Origin of the sequence: Stenotrophomonas sp. SORGH_AS_0282 (genome assembly GCF_030818125.1) — a bacterium.
GTDB lineage: Bacteria > Pseudomonadota > Gammaproteobacteria > Xanthomonadales > Xanthomonadaceae > Stenotrophomonas > Stenotrophomonas rhizophila_A.
In genome coordinates this window covers 1,003,149-1,024,556 of the sequence record NZ_JAUTAB010000001.1, presented here as the reverse complement: position 1 = coordinate 1,024,556, position 21,408 = coordinate 1,003,149, and the positions used below count along the sequence as shown (strand labels likewise).

14 protein-coding genes are annotated in these 21,408 nt (G+C 67.5%); 7 read left to right on the top strand and 7 right to left on the bottom strand.

The features are described 5' to 3' along the window. Window positions 1-72 precede the first annotated feature (72 nt). Window positions 73-1,773, top strand: coding sequence for a YbaL family putative K(+) efflux transporter (ybaL, locus tag QE395_RS04415; RefSeq protein WP_068853771.1), 1,701 nt, complete (start codon window positions 73-75; stop codon window positions 1,771-1,773). Here ybaL and QE395_RS04410 read toward each other — a convergent pair. Then, entirely contained in the window at window positions 1,770-2,654 is an 885-nt protein-coding gene (locus tag QE395_RS04410; protein ID WP_095363658.1) for a GyrI-like domain-containing protein, read from the bottom strand. The two genes, ybaL and QE395_RS04410, sit on opposite strands and share 4 nt — an antisense overlap. Before the next feature lie 279 nt (window positions 2,655-2,933). Here QE395_RS04410 and QE395_RS04405 point away from each other — a divergent pair, with 279 nt between their 5' ends. Continuing rightward, window positions 2,934-4,820: a M28 family peptidase gene (locus QE395_RS04405; RefSeq protein ID WP_095363657.1), complete on the top strand. Its 1,887-nt coding sequence runs from the start codon at window positions 2,934-2,936 to the stop codon at window positions 4,818-4,820. Window positions 4,821-4,866: 46 nt separating this feature from the next. On the opposite strand, the gene QE395_RS04400 is transcribed toward QE395_RS04405, so the two are convergent. Beyond that, complete coding sequence (locus tag QE395_RS04400; protein WP_249832979.1) at window positions 4,867-6,168, bottom strand: aminotransferase class I/II-fold pyridoxal phosphate-dependent enzyme; 1,302 nt, start codon at window positions 6,166-6,168, stop codon at window positions 4,867-4,869. Window positions 6,169-6,379: 211 nt separating this feature from the next. On the opposite strand from QE395_RS04400, the gene QE395_RS04395 reads away from it, so the two are divergent. Both QE395_RS04395 and QE395_RS04390 read left to right on the top strand, forming a co-directional pair. Further along, complete coding sequence (locus QE395_RS04395; RefSeq protein WP_306987652.1) at window positions 6,380-8,866, top strand: M13 family metallopeptidase; 2,487 nt, start codon at window positions 6,380-6,382, stop codon at window positions 8,864-8,866. Between the two features lie 136 nt (window positions 8,867-9,002). Then, complete coding sequence (locus tag QE395_RS04390; protein WP_095363654.1) at window positions 9,003-9,617, top strand: hypothetical protein; 615 nt, start codon at window positions 9,003-9,005, stop codon at window positions 9,615-9,617. Window positions 9,618-9,674: 57 nt separating this feature from the next. On the opposite strand, the gene clpB is transcribed toward QE395_RS04390, so the two are convergent. Then, window positions 9,675-12,260, bottom strand: coding sequence for an ATP-dependent chaperone ClpB (gene clpB, locus QE395_RS04385; RefSeq protein ID WP_210130911.1), 2,586 nt, complete (start codon window positions 12,258-12,260; stop codon window positions 9,675-9,677). Between the two features lie 184 nt (window positions 12,261-12,444). Here clpB and QE395_RS04380 point away from each other — a divergent pair, with 184 nt between their 5' ends. Further along, on the top strand, window positions 12,445-13,155 hold the full coding sequence (locus tag QE395_RS04380; RefSeq protein WP_068853779.1) for a glutathione S-transferase: 711 nt from the start codon (window positions 12,445-12,447) through the stop codon (window positions 13,153-13,155). 93 nt (window positions 13,156-13,248) lie between these two features. Here the strand turns inward: QE395_RS04380 and QE395_RS04375 are convergent, their stop codons facing one another. From QE395_RS04375 to QE395_RS04360, 4 genes are all read right to left on the bottom strand, one after another. Further along, window positions 13,249-14,853, bottom strand: coding sequence for a hypothetical protein (locus tag QE395_RS04375; protein WP_249832982.1), 1,605 nt, complete (start codon window positions 14,851-14,853; stop codon window positions 13,249-13,251). A 149-nt stretch (window positions 14,854-15,002) separates the two neighbouring features. Next, window positions 15,003-16,724, bottom strand: a complete 1,722-nt coding sequence (locus tag QE395_RS04370) for a thiamine pyrophosphate-dependent enzyme (RefSeq protein WP_210130913.1) — start codon at window positions 16,722-16,724, stop codon at window positions 15,003-15,005. Window positions 16,725-16,818: 94 nt separating this feature from the next. Beyond that, window positions 16,819-17,274, bottom strand: a complete 456-nt coding sequence (locus tag QE395_RS04365) for a hypothetical protein (RefSeq protein ID WP_141236240.1) — start codon at window positions 17,272-17,274, stop codon at window positions 16,819-16,821. Between the two features lie 55 nt (window positions 17,275-17,329). Beyond that, window positions 17,330-17,809: a DUF3574 domain-containing protein gene (locus tag QE395_RS04360; protein WP_095363651.1), complete on the bottom strand. Its 480-nt coding sequence runs from the start codon at window positions 17,807-17,809 to the stop codon at window positions 17,330-17,332. A gap of 264 nt (window positions 17,810-18,073) precedes the next feature. Here QE395_RS04360 and QE395_RS04355 point away from each other — a divergent pair, with 264 nt between their 5' ends. Further along, entirely contained in the window at window positions 18,074-20,521 is a 2,448-nt protein-coding gene (locus QE395_RS04355) for a TonB-dependent receptor (protein ID WP_095363650.1), read from the top strand. 100 nt (window positions 20,522-20,621) lie between these two features. Then, the gene (gene otsB, locus QE395_RS04350; protein ID WP_095363649.1) at window positions 20,622-21,398 is read left to right on the top strand and encodes a trehalose-phosphatase; all 777 of its coding nucleotides are present in this window, start codon (window positions 20,622-20,624) and stop codon (window positions 21,396-21,398) included. Window positions 21,399-21,408 lie beyond the last annotated feature (10 nt).

Here is a 21,408-nt window from a genome sequence, read left to right as displayed (position 1 = left end):
AGACCGCAGCGCGGTTTGCCGGATCGGGCCGCATCGGTGAAAATCGGGGCATCCCCCAAGTTGCGAGCCCCGATGCACCATGACACCGACCTGATCAACATCGTCGCCGTTGGCCTTGGGCTCGCCTTCATTTTGGGTGCGCTGGCCAACAAGCTGCGTTTGTCTCCGCTGGTCGGTTACCTGGTTGCGGGCATCTGCGTAGGACCGTTCACTCCCGGCTTCGTCGCCGACCAGGCGCTGGCCAACCAGCTGGCCGAAATCGGCGTGATGCTGCTGATGTTCGGTGTCGGCCTGCACTTCTCATTGAAAGACCTGATGGCGGTCAAGGCGATCGCCATTCCCGGCGCGGTCGGCCAGATCCTGGTCGCCACCCTGCTGGGCTGGGGCCTTGCCTGGCTGATGGGCTGGCCGGTGATCCACGGCGTGGTGTTCGGCTTCGCGTTGGCCACCGCCAGTACCGTGGTGCTGCTGCGCGCAATGGAAGAACGCCGCCTGCTGGAAACCCAGCGCGGCAAGATCGCGGTCGGCTGGCTGATCGTCGAAGACCTGGCCTGCGTGCTGGCCCTGGTGATGATGCCGGTGCTGGCCGGCGTGTTCGGCCCGGATGCCGCCAATGAAACCCACACCGTCGGCAGCGTGCTGGCCAGCATCGGCTGGACCTTCGTGCAGCTGGGCCTGTTCGTGGCGGTGATGCTGGTGGTCGGCCGGCGGGTCATTCCGTGGATCCTGGAGCGCATCGCCGGTACCGGCTCGCGCGAACTGTTCACCCTTGCGGTGCTGGCCATCGCACTGGGCGTGGCGTTCGGCTCGGCCATGCTGTTCGGCGTGTCGTTCGCGCTGGGCGCGTTCTTCGCCGGCATGCTGCTCAACGAATCCGAGCTCAGCCACAAGGCCGCCAACGATTCACTGCCGCTGCGCGATGCCTTCGCGGTGCTGTTCTTCGTCTCGGTGGGCATGCTGTTCAACCCGGCCATCCTGGTCGAACACCCGTGGCAGGTGCTGGCCACCGCCGCCATCATCATGTTCGGCAAGTCCGCTGCCGCGTTTTTCATCGTGCGTGCGTTCGGCCACCCCAACGGCACCGCGCTGACCATTTCGGCCAGCCTGGCGCAGATCGGCGAGTTCGCCTTCATCATCGCCGGCCTGGGCGTGAGCCTGAAGATCCTGCCGCCCACCGGCCAGGCACTGGTGCTGGCCGGCGCGCTGATCTCGATCATGCTCAACCCGCTGGTGTTCGGCCTGCTCGACCGCTGGCTGGTGAAGCACCAGGAGACCCCCGCCGCCGCCGTGGAAACCGAATTGCCGCCTGGCCCCTCGCTGGACCTGCACGACCACGCCATCGTGATCGGCTACGGCCGGGTCGGCAGCGCGCTGGCGCAGGTGCTGCGTGACCGCGGCGTGCCGGTGCTGGTGATCGATGACAACAAGGAGCATGTGGCCGAAGCACACGCCGCCGGGCTGCCGGCGATCCGTGGCAGTGCCGCCTCCGACCGCGTGCTGGCCGAAGCCCACCCCGAACGCGCCAAGATCGCGGTGCTGGCCATTCCGCAGCCGCTGGAGGCGGGCGAAACCCTGGCCAAGCTGCGCGCGCTCAACCCGGGCCTGACCCTGCTGGCGCGCGCGCACAGCGACGCCGAGGTCAAGCACCTGCTCGAACACGGCGCCGACGGCACGGTGATGGCCGAACGCGAACTGGCGTACTCGCTGGCCGAAATGGTCATGGCCACCCCGCCTTACCGCAACATCGGCAAGCACACCATTCCGGTGGTTTAACGGGCCGCCAGCGGCACGCAGATATCGGCGCGCAGGATCGCCTCGGGGACGTCCTCAGGGTCGTCCAGATAGTGGTAGTACAACGGCGCGTCGCGCAGCACGCGCCCGCTGTCGGGCAGCCACTGCCTCAGCAGCGCGTCGGTGGCGGCTTCAAGACCGGCGTAGCTGCCCACGTGGCGCAGCACCGCATGGTCGCCGCCGCCCAGCCGCAGCACCCGCATCGGCGGCGGTGCCGCCACATTCGTACCGAAGCCCATCGCGCAGTCGAATTCGCAGGCCCGCGCCGGCACGTCGCGATGATCGTTGAGGGCGATTCCGATCAATTGCTGAAGCTGGTCGGCCAGCCCTGCGCCCGCTGCCCAGGCGAACACACGGCCGAATGCCTGGTCCAGATCGTCGAACGCACCGCGGGTGCGCAGCGCCACCACGTCGAACGGTTCCAGGGTGAGCACCCGTACCTGCAGGGCAGGCTCGGCCGGCGCATTGTCCGCGGCCGGCAGCACCAGGCGCTGCTGGCACTGCCCGCGCAGCTGTGGATCATCGCGCAGCGCGCTGGGCGTCGCACCCAGCATCTGCCTGCAGATGCGTGCCAGCGCCTGTGGGCTCTCGTAGCCCGACTGCAGGGCCACGTCGGTCACCCGGCTGCCAGGCTTGCCCAGCAGGTGCAGGGCCTGCGCCAAGCGCAGGCGCAGCACGGTGCGCCCAGGGGTTTCGCCGGTCAGCGCGCGGTACAGCCGATGGAAGTGATAGGGCGACTGGTGCGCTATCGCCGCCAGTCCCTCCAGTTCGGGCAGAGGATCGCCCGCGCGCAGGCAGGCCTGCAGGTGGGCGATGACGCGGTCGATACCGTGGCGTTGATGGACCTGGACGAGGCGGCTCATGGCGGGCTCCTTGCGGGACAGGACTGCAGCGTGACCCGCCGCGCGCCGCAGCGCGTGTCGGATCTTGCGCACCTGAGGGCGGATCGTAGCGGTTCGCCGCCATCCAGTGTGATGGCGATCCGGTCTGTACTGAGCACCGCGTTGCGGAAGCCGGTGCGGTTCTGACAAACGCAACTACTCCCATGGGCAAGTCCGGCGCGCGCGTGCACTGTGCATCGCACCGGCGCCCCGCCACCTGCACCGCAGCGGCCACGGCGCTCCCTCAACGAGGAGGTTGTTATGCCGCTCGATATTTCGTTGGTCCGCCGCGCCCAGGGCGAGTTCAACAACAGGATCGCGCAGCCTCGCGGCGTGCAGGCGCTGCCAGGCCGGACGGGCCCGCTGACGGTACGAAACGGCCAGCAATGGCTGGTTGCCGCACTGGCCCTATCCTCGGCGATGGCCATCGGTCGCATGCCGCCGCGCGGCGTGAGGGCGCCGGCGGGCGACCCGATGCCATTGCCGGGCGCCAGGGCGCAGGGGGGCATCGACCACCAGGCCGTGCCGATGCTCGGCGATGCACCGACGGCGCCCGTGGTCGCACTCGAACATATCGCCAATGGCGCCACCCTCGGCTGCATCGCGTCCCCCCGGCACTGTCCGCAGACGCTGGCCGCCAGCCTGCTGACCTTCGGCGCGCTGACGGCCAGCACGCTCGGAGGCGGCGCACTCGGGTACGCATTTGGGCGTTTCAGTGCGCCGGCGGCCGGCTCGGAAGCGTCGCGCGAGTCGTCCGCGTCCCTGCCGCAGTCGCTGTATGCGCTGCTGCCGGACGAGCAGCGCATGCAGCTGCTGCAGATCGTCCGCGACTGCGGCACCGATGCGGCGGCCTGCACCGCCCCGGCCATCCGGTCGCTGCTGCAGGAACTCCCTGAAGCCACCCGTCGGCAGATCATGGTGACGCTGGGCGTGGCCCGCCATGCTGAAACGCACACGCACGGCGGCTGGCCCGCCGGTGCCGACGCGGCCGCACTGGCGCCCATGCTGTCGTGGGTGGATTGGGCGGCGGACCTGCTGGGCAGCGTGGTGAGCCCGGCGCAGGCGTGTTTCCAGCTGGATCTGGAGCAGATCGCACAGGCCACACTGGATGCACAGCAGCCGGGCATGACCGGTGCACAGCGCGAGGTGGCCGCCAACATCGCGCGTTTCGACACGCTTCGTGCGCTGCTCCGGCGCGACGGACACACCCTCCACCAGCTGCCGTTCTCCGGTAGCACCCGCGACTCCTTCGGCTTCGACCAGACCTATAACGGCTGCAATCTGATGCTGGAATTTTCCGGTGCCGGCACCCCACGACGCACGTTGATGGTGCTCGCCCATGGCGACATGACCGGCGCGCGCGAAGGCTCCAGCGGTGCCAGCGACAACGGCACAGGATTGGCCACGCTGCTGGCGCTGGCGCGGAAGCTGGGCGCGGCAACGCTGCCCGACGGCGTTCGCGTCCAGCTGCTGGTGTCGGATCTGGAAGAGCACGGCATGCTCGGCGCCAAAGCCTTCGTCGAACACTGCCTGGCGCAGGCCAGCTGCCCCGATGTGGCGCTCAACCTCGACATGACCGGGCGCGGCGACGGCATGACGTTGTCCGGCTCGGACCGCCACCACCTCTACATGGACGGCGATTCGCGTGCGCTGCAGCCACCTCCGGCTCCGGTCACCGCCGCCGAAGCGCAGCTGCGTGGGCTGCTCGAAGCCGCTGCCGGCGAGGTCGGGCTGACCGTGCATGACAGCGCGGGCTGGGTAATGCAGTCCGACCATATTCCCTTCCAGCGCGACGGCGTGCCGGCGCTGGGAATGAACCTGGCCGATGCGGCCGACATCACGCTTGAACGCGACATGCAGCAGGCGCGTACGCGGTTGTGGCTGGCCAATGCGGAGGTGGACTGGAGCCGGTTCGAGCACTACCTCAATGGCACCCTGGGACCGGATGAGACGCAGGCGATGGAAACGCGGATGGACGCCATGGAACACGCCATGCACACCTACAAGGCGTTGCCGCTGTCACGCGCGATGGCCAACATCCACAACCGCCATGACCAGCTCGACCAGGTCGACCCGCGTCGCGCCATGGCCGCGCTCGCCGTGATCGAGAACGCCCTTGACGCGTGGCTGCACGCGCCGGCGCCCTGATAAAAACCCACCCCGGCCGGCCCGCACCGGCCGGGGTGGTCCCGCCTCACGCCTTGGCCAGCGCCTGCTCCAGATCGGCCAGCAGGTCGTCCACGTGTTCGATGCCGATCGACAGCCGCACGGTGTCTTCGCTCACCCCGGCGCGTTCCAGTTCCGCCGCATCCAGCTGGCGGTGCGTAGTCGACGCCGGATGGGTGGCCAGCGACTTGGCATCGCCCAGGTTCACCAACCGGGTAAACAGCTGCAGGGCATCCAGGAAGCGCGCACCCGCCGCGCGGCCGCCCGGCAGGCCGAAGGTCAGCACGCCCGAGCCATGCCCGCGCAGGTAGCGCTGCACCAGCGCATGTTCGGGGTGGTCGGGCAGCGCTGCGTAGTTCACCCACGCCACCTTGGCGTGGTCGCGCAGGAAACCGGCAATGGCCAGCGCGTTGGCATTGATCCGGTCCAGCCGCAGCGCCAGCGTTTCGATGCCCTGCAGGATCAGGAAGGCATTGAACGGCGACAGTGCCGCGCCGGTATTGCGCAGCGGCACCACCCGGGCACGCCCGATGTAGGCCGCAGGACCCAGCGCCTCGGTATAGACCACGCCGTGGTAGCTCACGTCCGGCTCGTTGAGGCGGCGGAAGCGCTGCTTGTGTTCGGCCCACGGGAACCGGCCCGAATCCACGATAGCCCCGCCGACGCTGGTGCCGTGCCCGCCCAGGTACTTGGTCAGCGAGTGCACCACGATGTCCGCGCCGAAATCGAACGAGCGCTGCAGGTACGGGGTGGCCACCGTGTTGTCGACGATCAGCGGCACCCCGTGCGCGTGCGCGATGTCGGCCACCGCCTGGATGTCGGTGATGTTGCCGCGCGGGTTGCCGATGGATTCGACGAACACCGCCTTGGTGCGGTCATCGATGAGGCCGGCGAACCCATCCGGATCGCGGTAATCGGCGAACCGGGTCTGGATGCCGAACTGCGGCAGGGTGTGCGCGAACAGGTTGTAGGTGCCGCCATACAACGCGCTGGACGCCACGATGTTGTCCCCCGCCTCGGCGATGGTCTGGATCGCGTAGGTGATGGCCGCCTGCCCCGACGCCAGCGCCAGTGCGCCGATGCCGCCTTCCAGCGCCGCCAGGCGCTGCTCCAGCACGTCGGTGGTCGGGTTCATGATGCGCGTGTAGATGTTGCCTGGCACCTTGAGGTCGAACAGGTCCGCCGCGTGCTGGGTATCGTCGAATGCGTAGGCCACGGTCTGGTAGATCGGCACCGCCACCGCGCGCGTGGTCGGGTCCGGGCGATACCCGCCATGCACGGCGATGGTTTCCGCTTTCCACGGCGGCAGCGAGGTGTCCGGTTCCGACATCGTGAGGTCTCCGCGCACGGTGCGTGCGAAAACGCACCATAGCCGAGCCCCACCGCGCCCTGTCATGCCGGTTGCTCATGAGCACCGTCCCTGTGGTGATGTGCAGGGTGCGTTTCGTACCAATCCTATGTGCGTTCTGCGCGCCCGTGGTCATGATCGCGCTCCGCCTGCGAGGGCAGGCACCCGCACGACTGATAGTGGAGGTCACGCCATGCGTGCCGATGCCGTACAACAACACCGCCGCAGCGTGGGCGAATTCGATCGGTCGCTACGCGGCCAACAGCCCGCGCAGGATCACGCCCGGCACCAGCGGTTTGGTTCCGCCCATCCACCGCTGCTGCGCGTGGGCAACGCCGGCGTACTCACCCTCGCCGCGCTCTCCAGCCTGATCGTACCGGCGTCCGCGTCGGGTGCGGCGCGCGCGGATTCGACCCCGCCGGTACGGCCGGCGCTGCTGCCTGGTGCGGGCGCGACGCGGGGCGAGGCGTACCTGGCCGTGCCGGCGCAGGAACCATTGAACGGGATTGCTTCAGCGGCCGCTGCAGGCTGCCTGTCCCGACCCCGCCAGTGTCCGCAACTCCTCGCCGGTGCCGCCGTGACCGCGCTGGGCGGTGCGCTCGTCGGCGGGTGGTTGGGCTACCAGGCTGGCCACCGCGCAGCCCGGGACGAGTGCAATACACGCTTCGCAGGTCTCCCTGCCGCCGACTCGCAGGTTCAGACGCCGGAGACTGCCGATGGCCTGCCCGCGCCGATGCGGTTCACCCCCGCCGACCTCGATCCTGCCCACTCGCCGTGCGACTCGCTGTACGACCATGTCAATGCGCGTTGGCACGCCACCGCAACCCGGCCGGACGACCAGTCGCGCTGGGACGTACCGACCATGTTGCAGGACCGTTCCCTGGCCCTGCAGCGGCGGTTGGCCGAGCAGGCGGCACGGCTTGAGCTGCCTACGCCTGCCGAAAGAATCGTCGCCGATCTCTGGACGACCGGCATGAACCAGCACCGGATCAATGCCGAAGGCATCTCCCCCTTGCGCGATGAACTCGCCGCGATCGACGGGCTTCAGTCACCCGCCCAGATCGAGGCCCATCTGCACGCCCTCACCGCCGCCGGAATCAACCCGGTGTTCGGCTTTGGGGTGGACCGCGACATGGACGCGCGCGATACGCAGATCGCCTACGCCTTCCAGGGCGGCCTCGGGATGCCGGACCGCAGCTACTACCTCACGGACGACCACGTCGAAGCCGCGCTGGGCTACCGCGCGCATGTTGCCCATGTGCTGCGCCTGGCCGGCGACGCACCGGCCGACGCCGAACGCCAGGCCGATGCGGTATTGGCGCTGGAACGCCGGTTCGCCAATGCGTCCACGCCATGGGAGGAGTTGAACGCCAACCTCACCCATTACTACCATCCGGTCAGCCTGGCAGAGGCCGACGCGCTGACGCCCGGGTTCCGCTGGAGCGCGCTGTTCCAGTCGCTGGGCGTGGCCCCTCCTGACCGGTTCTCGCTGCCCACGCCGGGATTCCACCAGGAGGTCGCTGCGGCCCTGACGACGGAGGATCCGGCCACCTGGCGCGCCTACCTGCGCTTCCATACGCTGGATTCGGCCAGCCCGTTCCTGGGCGATGACTTCGTGCGTGCCCACCACGCCTTCCACGCGCGCACGCTGCAGGGCCAGGATGCGATGCCACCGCGCTGGAAGCAGGTGCTGGCCGCGATCGAGCGGGTGGCGGGCGAAGCGATCAGCGAGCTGTATGTGCCGGTGGCATTTCCCGCTGAAACGCGCGAGGCCGTCAATGCGCTGGTCGAGCAGATCACCGCTGCATTGAAACGCCGCCTGCAGGTCGTGCCCTGGATGGACCCCGATACCCGCGCCACGGCCCTGCGCAAGGCGGACCGGCTTCGTACCCGCATCGGCCACCCCGAGCGCTGGCCCGACTGGTCCGGACTGCACACCGAATCCTGCGGCTACCTGCGCAACCTGCGCCGGGCAACCGCTTTCGTACAGCGCAGGGAACTGGCGCGACTGGGCGCGCCGGTGGACCCTTCAACCTGGCGGATGACCGCGCAGACCGTCGACGGTTACTACGACATGCTGGAGGAAGAACCCTACATCGCCCTCTCGGCGGCGCTGCTGCAGCCGCCCTACTTCGACATCGGCGCCGGTCCCGCGTTCAACTACGGTGCGATCGGGGTGGTGATCGGGCATGAGCTGTCGCATGCATTCTCCGCCGAATCCAGCCAGTTCGGCATCGACGGCGGCCTGCAGGGGTGGTGGAGCGACGCCGACCACCAGCGCTACGCCGCGCTGTCAGCGCGCCTGGCGGCACAGTTCGACCAGCAGCAGGTCGACGGCGTGGCGATCAACGGACAGCTGACAGCCAGCGAGAACATGGCCGATCTGGGCGGACTGTCCATTGCCCTGGACGCGCTGCTGCATGTCACGGACAACCAGACCGATCCGGTGCCCGACAGGCTGGGCATCGTGCGGGACTTCTTCGTGGGCGGGGCCGTTACCCACCGCCGCCTGCACGCCGCCCAGCGGTTGCGGCAGGACGCGGAAACCGACGTCCACGCCTTCGGCGCCCCGCGCGCCAACGTGGGCCCGGCCAATCTGCCGGCCTATGCCCAGGCCTTCAACTGCACGCCGGGAACACCGATGACCCGCACCGATGCGGAACGGGTGGTGTACCTCTGATCGTCTGAAGCGGGGACCGCAACTCACATTTCAAACCGCCAGCTGACCGTGCATACTCCGCGACGGTCGCCCGGGAAGCTTCCGGCGACGTCGCAGCAGGGGCGGGGTCCCTGCGATTGTCACCAAGGGACGGAACATGCGCTTTGCCTTACGCACACTGCTGGCGGCTGCGCTGCTGTCGGGCAGCTTCGCGTGCCTGGCCCAGTCGGCCACCGGCACGCTGGTCATGGAAGTGGACAAGCTGCAATCGGAAGTACCGCTCAGCAAGGAGCTGCAGGAACTGATCCGCACCGGCGGCGTGGACTGGGGCATCAAGGGCAACGAACTGGTGCTCACCGTCGTCGATACCCGGTACCTCGACTTCGACTACGGCTTTACCACCCGCTACGGGTACCGGCACGCGTTGCAGCTGCCGGTGGGCACCTACCGGATCACCGCCGTGAGCCGGGAACCCCGCCGCAGCTACAGCGAACAGCGGCTGCTGGACCGGGCGACCTTCGTGAACCGCAACGTGGCCTCCTTCACCGTCGAAGCCGGCAAGACCACCACCCTGCAGGTGGCACCGGTAATCATGGATGAAGATGCCCTCAACCCGGCGGTGTTCATTCCCACCCTGTTTGCCGGCGTATCCGCGCCCAGCGCTGACGCCGTCGACGGCACGATACCAAAGCGCAAAGCAGTCACCCTGCGCGACAACACCTCCACTGCCTGGCCGGACTACCGCGGCCCCGTCAAGTTCGTTCCACGCTGACGCGCAAAAAGAAGGCCCCGGCTTGACCGGGGCCTTGCTTCATCGTCGCGGGACCGCTCAGCCCTTGGCAAACGCCAGGCGGCCTTCGGCCGCATCCACCTGGATCACATCGCCGCCAACGAACTCGCCGGACAGGATCTTCTGCGCCAGCGGGTTCTCCAGCTGCGCCTGGATCGCGCGCTTGAGCGGGCGGGCACCGTAGATCGGATCGAAGCCGACGTTGCCCAGCAGCTCGAACGCCGCATCGCTGACCTCGATGCGCAGGCCACGTTCGGCCAAACGCTTCTCCAGGCCCTGCATCTGGATGCGGGCGATCTGCTTGATCTGCACCTTGTCCAGCGGGTGGAACACCACGATGTCGTCCAGACGGTTGATGAACTCCGGGCGGAAGTGCGCCTGCACCACGCCCATCACCGCCGCCTTCATCTGCGTGTAGGCCTCCGGGCTGTCATCGCTGGACATGTCCTGGATCTGGTGCGAGCCCAGGTTGGACGTCATGACGATGACGGTATTGCGGAAGTCCACGGTGCGACCCTGGCCATCGGTGAGGCGGCCATCGTCCAGCACCTGCAGCAGGATGTTGAACACATCGGTGTGCGCCTTCTCTACTTCGTCGAGCAGGATCAACGAGTACGGGCGGCGACGCACGGCCTCGGTGAGGTAACCGCCTTCTTCGTAGCCCACATAACCCGGGGGCGCACCGATCAGGCGCGCCACGCTGTGCTTTTCCATGAACTCGCTCATGTCGATGCGGATCATGGCGTCGCTGCTGTCGAACAGGAACTCGGCCAGCGACTTGCACAGCTCGGTCTTGCCCACGCCGGTCGGGCCCAGGAACAGGAACGAACCGCTCGGCCGGTTCGGGTCGGACAGGCCGGCACGCGAACGGCGCACCGCATCGGAGACGACCTTGATCGCCTCTTCCTGGCCCACTACCCGCTCATGCAGCACATCTTCCATGCGCAGCAGCTTGTCGCGCTCGCCTTCCAGCATGCGGTTGACCGGAATGCCGGTCCAGCGCGAGACCACCTCGGCGATCTCCTCGGCGGTGACCCGGTCCTGGACCAGCTTGAACTCGGTGTTTTCCGCTTCCTGCGCCGCGTGCAGCTGCTTTTCCAGCTGCGGCAGCTGGCCGTACTGCAGTTCGCTCATGCGGCCGAAGTCTTGGCGCCGCTGCGCCGCTTCCAGTTCCAGCTTGACCTGCTCGATCTGCTCCTTGATCTTCGTGGTGCCCTGCAGCGCGGCCTTCTCCGACTTCCAGATCTCGTCCAGGTCGGAGAACTCGCGCTCCAGCGCATCGATCTCGGTTTCCAGGTCGGCCAGACGCTGGCGCGAGGCGTCGTCCTTCTCCTTCTTCAGCATCTCGCGCTGGATTTTGAGCTGGATCAGGCGCCGTTCCAGGCGGTCCAGTTCTTCCGGCTTGGAGTCGATCTCCATGCGGATGCGCGAGGCCGCCTCGTCCATCAGGTCGATGGCCTTGTCCGGCAGCTGGCGGTCGGCGATGTAGCGGTGCGACAGCGTGGCCGCAGCCACGATCGCCGGGTCGGTGATCTCCACCCCGTGGTGCACCGCGTACTTTTCCTTCAGCCCGCGCAGGATCGCGATGGTGTCTTCCACGCTGGGCTCGCCCACGAACACCTTCTGGAAGCGGCGCTCCAGCGCGGCATCCTTCTCGATGTACTTGCGGTACTCATCCAGGGTGGTGGCGCCCACGCAGTGCAGCTCGCCGCGCGCCAGCGCGGGCTTGAGCATGTTGCCCGCGTCCATCGCGCCATCGGCCTTGCCCGCGCCGACCATGGTGTGCAGTTCGTCGATGAACAGGATGATCTGGCCTTCGCTCTTGGCCAGGTCGTTGAGCACCGCCTTCAGGCGCTCTTCGAATTCGCCGCGGAATTTGGCACCGGCGATCAGCGCGCCCATGTCCAGCGACAGCACGCGCTTGCCGCGCAGGCCCTCGGGCACTTCGTCGTTGATGATGCGCTGGGCCAGCCCTTCCACGATGGCGGTCTTGCCCACGCCCGGTTCGCCGATCAGCACCGGGTTGTTCTTGGTGCGGCGCTGCAGGACCTGGATGGTGCGGCGGATTTCCTCGTCGCGCCCGATCACCGGGTCCAGCTTGCCGCTCTCGGCACGCGCGGTCAGGTCGATGGTGTACTTCTCCAGCGCCTGGCGCTGTTCTTCGGCATTTTCCGACTGCACGCTTTCGCCGCCACGAATCTTGTCGATGGCCGCGTCGATCTTGTTTTTGTCGGCACCGGCAGCGCGCAGCGCCATGCCCAGCGTGCCGCCATCGTCGAGCGCGGCCAGCACGAACCACTCGCTGGCGATGAACGCATCGCCATGCTCCTGGGCCAGTTTGTCGGTCTTGTTGAGCAGCCGGTTCAGGTCATTGCCGATCGACAGGTTGCCTTCCTGCCCGGAGACCTTCGGCAGGGCGTCCAGCGCCTCGGTCAACCGCTCGCGCAGCACCGGCACGTTGACCCCGGCCTGGGCCAGCAGCGGGCGCGTGCTGCCACCCTGCTGGTCGAGCAGCGCGGTGAGCACGTGTACCGGTTCGATGATGTTGTGGTCGCGGCCCACGGCCAGCGACTGTGCGTCCGCCAGCGCCTGCTGGAAACGCGAGGTGAGCTTGTCCATCCGCATGGGGGTGTCCTCGATATGTTGCCGCTGGCCGAGCCAGCACTATCTGACAGATGCGGTTATGCAGGCGTGTTTCAAGGGGGATGAGAACGCATTCAGGCCCCGGACGACGTGGCAGCGACATCCCCATCACGCCTGCTTGGCAGTCCAGGCGGGACGCTGGGCGCTCCTGTCGCGGAGCGTGCGCATGCATTACGAGCTGTACTACTGGACCGGCATCCAGGGCCGGGGCGAGTTCATCCGGCTGGCGCTGGAAGATGCTGGCGCCTCCTATACGGACATGGCGCGGGTGCACGGCGACGAGGTGATGCAGCCGTTCCTGGACGGCAAGGCCGAGGGGTTGCGCCCGTTCGCGCCGCCGTTCTTGGTCAGCGGCCGACAGGTGATCGCGCAGGTGGGCACGATCCTCGATCATCTGGGGCCGGAGCTGGGGCTGGTACCCGAAGCCGCCTCACGCCGGGTGCAGGCATTGCAGCTGCAGCTGACCATCGCCGACCTGGTCGCGGAGGTCCACGACACCCACCATCCCATTGCGGCCTCGAAGTACTACGAAGACCAGAAGAAGGAAGCCAAGGCGCGCGCCGCGTCGATGCGGGACGAGCGGTTGCCGAAGTTTCTGGGCTGGTTTGAAAGCGTGCTGGAGGCCAATGGCGGCCTGCACCCGCTGCGCGAGCACTCGTACGTGGACCTGTCGCTGTTCCAGCTGCTGAGCGGGCTGGACTACATGTTCCCGCGCCGCATGCAGGCACTGCGGCCGTCGCTGCCGCTGCTGCATGCACTGAAGGACCGGGTGGAACGGCGACCGAACATCGCCGCATACCTGGCCTCGGAACGCCGGTTGGCGTTCAACACCAACGGGATCTTTCGCCACTACCCCGAATTGGACGCGGACGCGTGACGCATCCCTTGGGCCGACCAACGGTCGGCGCTACCGAGCGCCTCGGACAGTGGCCTGTCCCGGTAGCGCCGACCGTTGGTCGGCCCAGGCGGTCTACGCCGCGTCCTTTTCCCGTGCGGGCACCGGAATAACCGACAATAGGGCCAACAGCACCGCCAGCGCCACATACGCGCCCGCGAACTGCCACATGATCTGCTCCGGCAAGCCTTCCAGTGTCCACGGCAGGTAGATCCCACCGCGCGGATCGACCGAGTGGATCAGCCCGAACAGGGTAAGCGCCGCAGCCACCAGCAGGATCCCGGAAGAGCGCAGCAGCCTGCCGTCGATCATCGCCACCACCGCGGCAATCCACAGCATCGAGGTGATGATGAAGCCATTGCCCAAGGTGAAGATCACCGCCAGCTCCGGCAGCCCATGCCCATCGAGCGTGGTGGTCATCGCCGCCAGCTGTTCGGGCGGGATCCAGCCCGGCGCCTTGATCGCCAGCAGGTAGGCCACCGAAGGAAGGAACCCCAGCACCATCGCACCGGCATGCTCGCGCGGCGTTGCCTGGAACGCCTGGGTGGTGATGTCGATGGCCACGTACACGATGATCGGCGCCAGCACCGCCAGCGGCAGCCACTGCACCAGCCCGGAAATCACCCCCAGCATGCCGCCGATGCCCACGAACAGCCCGGTCAGCAGCGTGTAGCCGCTGCGCGCGCCCATGTGCTTGTACGCCGGCTGGCCGATGTACGGCGTAGTCTGCGCCACGCCACCGCACAGGCCGGCCACCAGCGTGGCCACCGCCTCCACCAGCAGGATGTCGCGGGTGCGGTAGTCATCCCCGGCCGCGCGTGCGCTTTCGGAGACGTTGATGCCGCCCACCACCATCAGCAGGCCGAACGGCAGCAGCAGCGGCAGGTAGGTGATCGCCGTGGGCAGGCCATCGATGAAGCCCAGCGTCGGCCACGGCAGCACCATCTGCAGCGGGGTCCACTCGGGCACCTTGAAGCCCGGTGCACCCAGCCCGGCCAGGCCGAGCCCGTAATACAGCACCGTGCCGAACACGAACGCCACCAGCACGCCCGGCGCGCGGATCGGCAGCTTGCGCTTGGCCACCAGCACGTACAGCAGCAGGCCCAGCGTGACGAAGCCGACCACCGGCGAGCGCAGGGTTTCCAGCAGCGGCAGGAAGCCCATCAGCACGATCGCGATGCCGGCGATGGAGCCCAGCAGCGAAGCGCGTGGCAGCGCGCGGGTTACCGCCTCGCCGAAGAAGGACAGCACGGTCTTGAGCACGCCCATGATCACCAGCGAGGCCATGCCCAGCTGCCAGGTGGCAATGGCCGCATCGTGCGGAGCCAGCCCCTGCGCCTTGAAGGCCAGGAACGCCGGGCCCAGCACCAGCAGCGCCATGCCGATGCTGGTCGGCGCATCCAGGCCGAGCGGCATCGCGGTGACGTCATCGCGCCCGGTGCGCGCGGCCAGCCGCCGTGCCATCCAGGTGTAGAGCACGTTGCCGACCAGCACGCCCAAGGCGGTGCCGGGGAACATTCGCCCGAACACCACGTCGGCGGGGAACTGGAAGATGCCGACCAGCGCCATCGCGATGAAGCCCAGGATCGACAGGTTGTCGACCACCAGGCCGAAAAAGCCGTTGAGATCGCCGGCGACGAACCAGCGGGGGCGACCGGAGACAGGAGCGGATGCAGGCATGCGAGGGGGCACGGGGTGGGGGGTACCCGATGGTAGGCGTTCATTGCGCCCGGCGACAGACGCATGCGTGGAACACCGGGGCACGCCCCGTACCGACCAACGGTCGGTACCTACCGGCGCGGCAGGTCACGACCGTTGGTCGTGACGCCCTACGGCTTGTTGAGGAAATTGTTCGCCAACAGGTCCCGCACGTCCCCCACCCGCCCGTGCAGCAGCGCCTTGGCCGCATACAGGGCGGTGCCGGCCACCTGCTTGGCCTCCACCTGCGGCGGCATCACCAGCTCGGTGGGGCTGGTATGCACGTCCAGCAGCGCCGGGCCGGGGTGGGCCAGCACGTCCTGCACCGCCTGCTCCAGGTCTTCGCTGCGGGTCACGGTGCGACCGTAGAAGCCGATCACCTCGGCCAGGCGGCCGAAGTCGGGGTTTTTCAGATCGGTGTAGTTGTCCAGCAGGCCCTGCACCTTCTGCTCCAGCTCCACGAAGTTCAGCGAGCTGTTGTTGTAGACCACCACCTTGATCGGCAGGTTCTCCTGCACGGCGGTGAGCAGCTCGCCGAGAAGCATCGCGATGCCGCCATCGCCGCACATCGCGATCACCTGCCGGCCCGGGAACGCCTTCTGCAGGCCCAGCGCCTGCGGCAGGGCATTGGCCATCGTGCCGTGCAGCAGGCTGGTCAGCGTGCGGCGGCGACCATTGGTGCGGATATGGCGCAGGATCCACACCATCGGCGAACCGCAGTCGGCGGTAAACAGCGCATCGTCATCGCCATGCCGGTCGAGCAGCGCGGTGAGATGCTGCGGATGGATCAGCTCGCCCTCGCCCGGGTGCTCCTCCTTCGCGCGGGTCTCCAGCGCCTTCTCGCGGTGGCCGATGCACTCGTCCAGAAAGCTGCGGTCCTCGCGTTCCGGCAGCAGCGGCAGCAGCGCCTCCAGGGTCGGGCCGATGTCGCCCACCACGCCCAGCTGCACCGGGTGGCGCCGGCCCAGGTGGCTGCCATCGCGGTCGACCTGGATCAACGTCGCCTTGTCCGGATAGTACTGGCCCCAGGCGAAATCCGCACCGAGCAGCAGCAGCGTGTCGCACGCCATCAGCGTGTGGTAGCCCGACTCAATGCCGAAAATACCGGTCATGCCCATGTTGTACGGGTTGTCATGCTCCACGAAATCCTTGGCCCGCGAAGTGTGCGCGATCGGCGCCTTGAGGTGCGCGGCCAGCGCGACAAGTTGATCGTGCGCGTGCTCGCAGCCGGCACCGGCATAAATGCCGATGCGCTTGCCCGCGCCGATCAGCGCCGCGATGCGCTGCAGTTCGTCGTCGTTGGGGCGCAGCACTGGCTGGGTGTAGTGTACGGAAAACGGCTGATCGTCCTTGACCTCGGCTTCAGCAATGTCGGCCGGCAGGATCAGCACCGCCACGCCGCGCCGGCTGATCGCCGCCTGGCAGGCCAAGGTCGCCATCCGCCGCGCCTGCGCCGGGGTGTACACCTGCTCGCAGAACACGCTGCAGCTGGCGTACACCGCCTTGAAGTCGACTTCCTGCGGGAACTCCATGCCCAGCTCGGTGGTGACCACCTGGCTGGCGATCAGCACCAGCGGCGTGCGGTTGCGGTTGGCCTCGAAGATGCCGTTGATGAAATGCAGCCCACCGGGGCCACACGAGCCAGCGCAGGCCGCCAGGCGCCCGCTGATCAGCGAATCGGCCCCTGCCGCGAACGCCGCGGCTTCTTCATGGCGCACGTGCACCCAGTCGATGTCACTGCGATGGATCGCGTCGGTGACGTGGTTGAGGGTGTCGCCGACGATGCCGTAACAGTGCCGCACACCGGCGGCCTGCAGGGTATCGACGACGATTTCGGCAACGCGCTTGCTCATGGTGGCACTTCCACGTTCGGGGGAAATACCAGCCTAGACCTGCGAAGGTGACACCGGCGTGCGAATCAGCGCGTACCCGGGTCATACGTTGGTGTTATTCCCGTTCGGCTGCCTTTGCCTGGGCGAGCAGCCGGGGGAAGGCGTCCAACGCGTCGGAATTGCGTCGAATCTGGGCAAGCAGCATGCCTACCTGCTGAGGGGTGCCGGATTGCATGTAAACCTCCGCCTGGATCTCCCTTGGCATGTACCCCTCAGACACCATCAGTTCCATGAAAGTGCGGAAAGCCCGCGGAGAAGACCGTTCCAGTGCCACACCGACAGGGTCCTGGGGGGCAGGACACGTCGGAGCAGCGGCTGCGGCTTCCGCCGGGCGGTTGCTGATTTCAGCGACGGACAGCGTCTGCGTGCCGATCGTTGCCTGCTGCTTGTCGTTGGTCTGCGACGCGACCGCTTGCCGCGCGACCGACGCCTGCGAGGAACTGGAACCTACGGAATGCACGGCAACTCCCTGGAATCGATGGTTCCCCATTTTTCGCCATGCCCATTGCATGTGCTTCCAGAAAAACATCGCTCCAGGCGTCGCAAAACGACTTCAACTGCTGCGATCAAAACGACACTTCCACCGCCTGCTGTGACCACAGCACCGACTGGTGCTTCGTCGCCTGCTTCCATGCCAGGCGGATCGCCTCGATATCCGCGCGCCGCTGCGGGGTGTTTTCGTGCAGCACCACCAGCACCTTGGTGCGCAGGCGATTGGGCTCCTTGGCGCCGCGGAACAGCCACTGGCCGTAGGCATCGAACACGGTCAGGCCATCCGGGAAGCGCGGGGTGACCTGCTTGTCCAGGAAGTCGCGCCACTGCGCCTCGCTGATCGCATCGGTCTGCTCGCGATCAGAGGCACCGCTTTCCTCGCCCACGCCGAAGTACAGCTCGCTGCGCACCCAGTTGGTCGCCGCATCCGGACGGGCGGCATCGCCCTGGAGGGTGGCGGTGGCCGATTCGGGGGCGCGCGGGGAGGAGGTTGTGGTGGTGGCGCAGCCGCCGAGGGCGAGGAAGGCGGCCAGCAGGAGGGGGGAAAGCTTCATGGTGCAGGGGGCTCCGGGTGCTGCGGGGGTTCCGTGGACACGCATGGCGTGTCGCTACGCGGTGGACAGGGTGACGGATTCCGTGATCTGCGCAGATCACGTCCGGTTATGAGCTGATAACCGTCGGTACTGGGACTTGCATCACAGGTAGGGTTCACGCCAAGATAATATATCGCTTCATCCGGATGGAACAATAGTTTCGTCTGAGACCAGCCGGGCAGCGCCCGGCACCACCCTCCCCCTCGTTTTGCTGCTGGAGCCCGCATGTCCCGTCCGTCCGCGTCGCGCCTTGGCCTCGCCATTGCCCTGGTCCTGTCCTCTCCCCTGCTGGCCCAGGACCTCCATGCGCAGGACGCGCCCGCCTCCGCCACCACGCTGGACACGGTGATCGTCACCGGCACCCGCGCCATCGACCGCACCGTGCTCGAATCGACCTCGCCGGTGGATGTGCTCACCGCCGAGGACATCCGCCGCGCCGGCGTGGTCAATGGCGAGCTGGGCAGCGCGCTGCAGGCGCTGCTGCCTTCGTTCAACTTCCCGCGCCAGTCCAACTCCGGCGGTGCCGACCACGTGCGCGCCGCCCAGCTGCGCGGGCTGTCGCCCGACCAGGTGCTGGTGCTGGTGAACGGCAAGCGCCGCCACACCAGCGCGCTGGTGAACACCGACAGCAAGATCGGCAAGGGCACCACCCCGGTGGACTTCAACTCCATCCCGGTCAGCGCCATCAAGCGCATCGAAGTGCTGCGCGACGGCGCCGGTGCGCTCTACGGCTCGGATGCGGTGGCCGGCGTGATCAACGTGATCCTGGATGACGCCCCGGAAGGCGGCGCCATCGAAGCCAGCTTCGGTGCCAACCACACCGACCTCAAGCCGATCGACCGCACGCTCACCGATGGCCAGACCAGCTTCGCCAGTGCCAAGGTCGGCACCGCGCTGGGCGAAGACGGCGGCTTCCTGCGCGTGGGCCTGGAGCTGAAGAACCGCGAAGGCACCAACCGCGCCGGCTTCGACCAGATTCCGCCGTGGGACCAGACCGATGCGAACCTGGCCCTGCAGGGCCAGCGCAACTACGTGCTCGGCGATGGCAAGACCAAGGACCTCAACGCCTGGATCAACACCGAACTGCCATTCGGTGAAACCTCGAAGTTCTACTTCTTCAGCACCTTCAACCAGCGCGACAGCGAAGGCGCCAACTACTTCCGTTACCCCGACAGCGACGCCAACTGGACCGAGCTGTACCCCAACGGTTACCGCCCAATTTCCGAAGGCGAGAACCGCGACGTGCAGGCCGTGGCCGGAGCCAAGGGCCAGTGGGGCGAGTGGAACTACGACGCCAGCCTGGATTACGGCTTCAACGACTTCACCTACCGCCTGCGCAACTCGCTCAATGCCTCGCTGGGCCCGGGCAGCCCGACCCGGTTCAAGACTGGCGATTACCGCAATGAACTGACCGTGGGCAATTTCGACCTCGGCCGGGTGTTCACCCAGGGCGAAAACACCCACAGCCTCGGCCTGGGCCTGGAAGCGCGCCGCGACCACTTCCAGACCCGCCCCGGTGACCCCGCCAGCTACGCCGCCGGCCCCTACACCGACCGCCCGACTGGCTCGCAGGCCGGTGGTGGGCTGACCCCGCAGGACGCCACCTCGCTCCGCCGCGACGTGACCAGTGCGTATGCCAGCCTGTCCAGCCAATTCGGCGAACACTTCTCCAGCGACCTGGCCGCACGCTACGAGCACAGCGACGATTACGGCGGCGAGCTCACCGGCAAGCTGGGCCTGCGCTATGAGTTCACCCCGGCGTTCGCACTGCGTGGCGCGATCTCCAACAACTTCCGCGCGCCGTCGCTGGCGCAGATCGGCTATGAATCCACCTCCACCGGTTACAACGCCGCCGGCCAGCTCGTGCAGGGCCGCACGCTGTCGGTGAACAACCCGATCGCGCGCGGCCTGGGCGCTACCGACCTGAAGCCGGAAAAGTCGGTCAACACCAGCCTGGGCTTCACCAGCCGCATCGGCGACCACTTCGACCTGTCGCTGGACTTCTACCAGATCGATATCGATGACCGCATCGCGCTGTCGGAGAGCATCACCGGCGATGCGCTCACCGATTATGTGCAGCAGCAGTTCGGCGTGGCCGGACTGCAGAGCGCCAATTTCTTCGTCAACGCCGCTGATACCCGCACGCGCGGCGCCGAGCTGGTGACCAACTGGCGGCAAGGGCTGGGCGATGGGCAACTGGTGCTGACCGGCACCTACGCCTACAACAAGACCACGTTGAAGAACGTGCTGGCCACGCCGGCGAGCCTGTTGGCGCTGGACCCGGACTACGTGCTGTTCGGCCTGGAAGAGACCAACACCCTGACCGATGCCACGCCGCGCACGCGGGCGCAGCTGGCGGCGACCTGGGCAAATGATCGCTGGACGCTGAGCAGCCGCCTGAGTCGTTACGGCAGCGTGACCCGGGTGTTCAACTTCGGCGATGGGTATGTGCCGCGGCAGACCTATGGCGCCGAGTGGCAGCTGGATGCCGAGGTGGAGTACCGGATCACGCCGCAGTGGAGCGTGGCGCTGGGTGGGCAGAACCTGACCGACAATTATTCGGATCTGTCCAACGAGGACATCTATTACTTCGGCAACCTGCCGTATGACGTGCTGTCGCCGATTGGCAGCAATGGTGCCTATTATTACGGGCGCGTTCGTTACACGTTCTGATCATTGGTACCGCCAGGCAGGGCCTGGCGCTACCGGGCGCGTTTGAATGGAAGCGTGATCGTCTACTGGACGATCACGCTTCCGGTGGCATGTTGGCAGCATGGCCAACGACTACCCCCTCCGTCCGCCGCCACCACTGCTGGACAATGCGTGCGCGCTGTTCCTGGACGTGGATGGCACGCTCATTGAATTTGCCGACGACCCCGAGGCCGTCACCCTGCTGCCCGAGGTGCGCGAGGCCATCGGCCGCATCAGCGACCGGCTCGCCGGTGCGGTTGCCCTGATCAGCGGGCGACCGCTGGCCCAGCTGGACCGCCTGTTCGCGCCACTGCACCTGCCCGCCGCTGGCCTGCACGGCCACCAGGTGCGTGGTATGGGCGGTGACACCCACGCCGTTGACGGCCGCTCCGGCAGCGCCACTGACAGCGACACCAGCGAATGGCTGCACGCCGTGCACCAGCAGGCCATGCGGTTCGCGCATGGCCATCCCGGTGTGCTGGTCGAAGACAAGGGCCGCAGCCTGGCCCTGCATTGGCGTGGCGCGCCGCATGCCGCCAACGAGGTGCGTGCGTTCGCCGAACGCCACATTGGCGGCCACACCGGGTACCGGCTGCAGCCTGGCGACCACGTGGTGGAATTCATTCCCGAAGGCAGCGACAAGGGCCGCGCGATTCGCCAGCTCATGCAGCAACTGCCCTTCCGCGGCCGCATTCCCGTGTTCCTGGGCGACGACCTGACCGACGAATACGGCTTCGATGCCGCCAACACCCTGCATGGCTGGAGCGTGCTGGTGGGCGAACGCGAGCCCAGTGCCGCTGTCTTCGCCCTGCCGCGTGTGCGCGACGTACACGACTGGCTCCAGAAGAACGCTGACTGATGCACCCAGA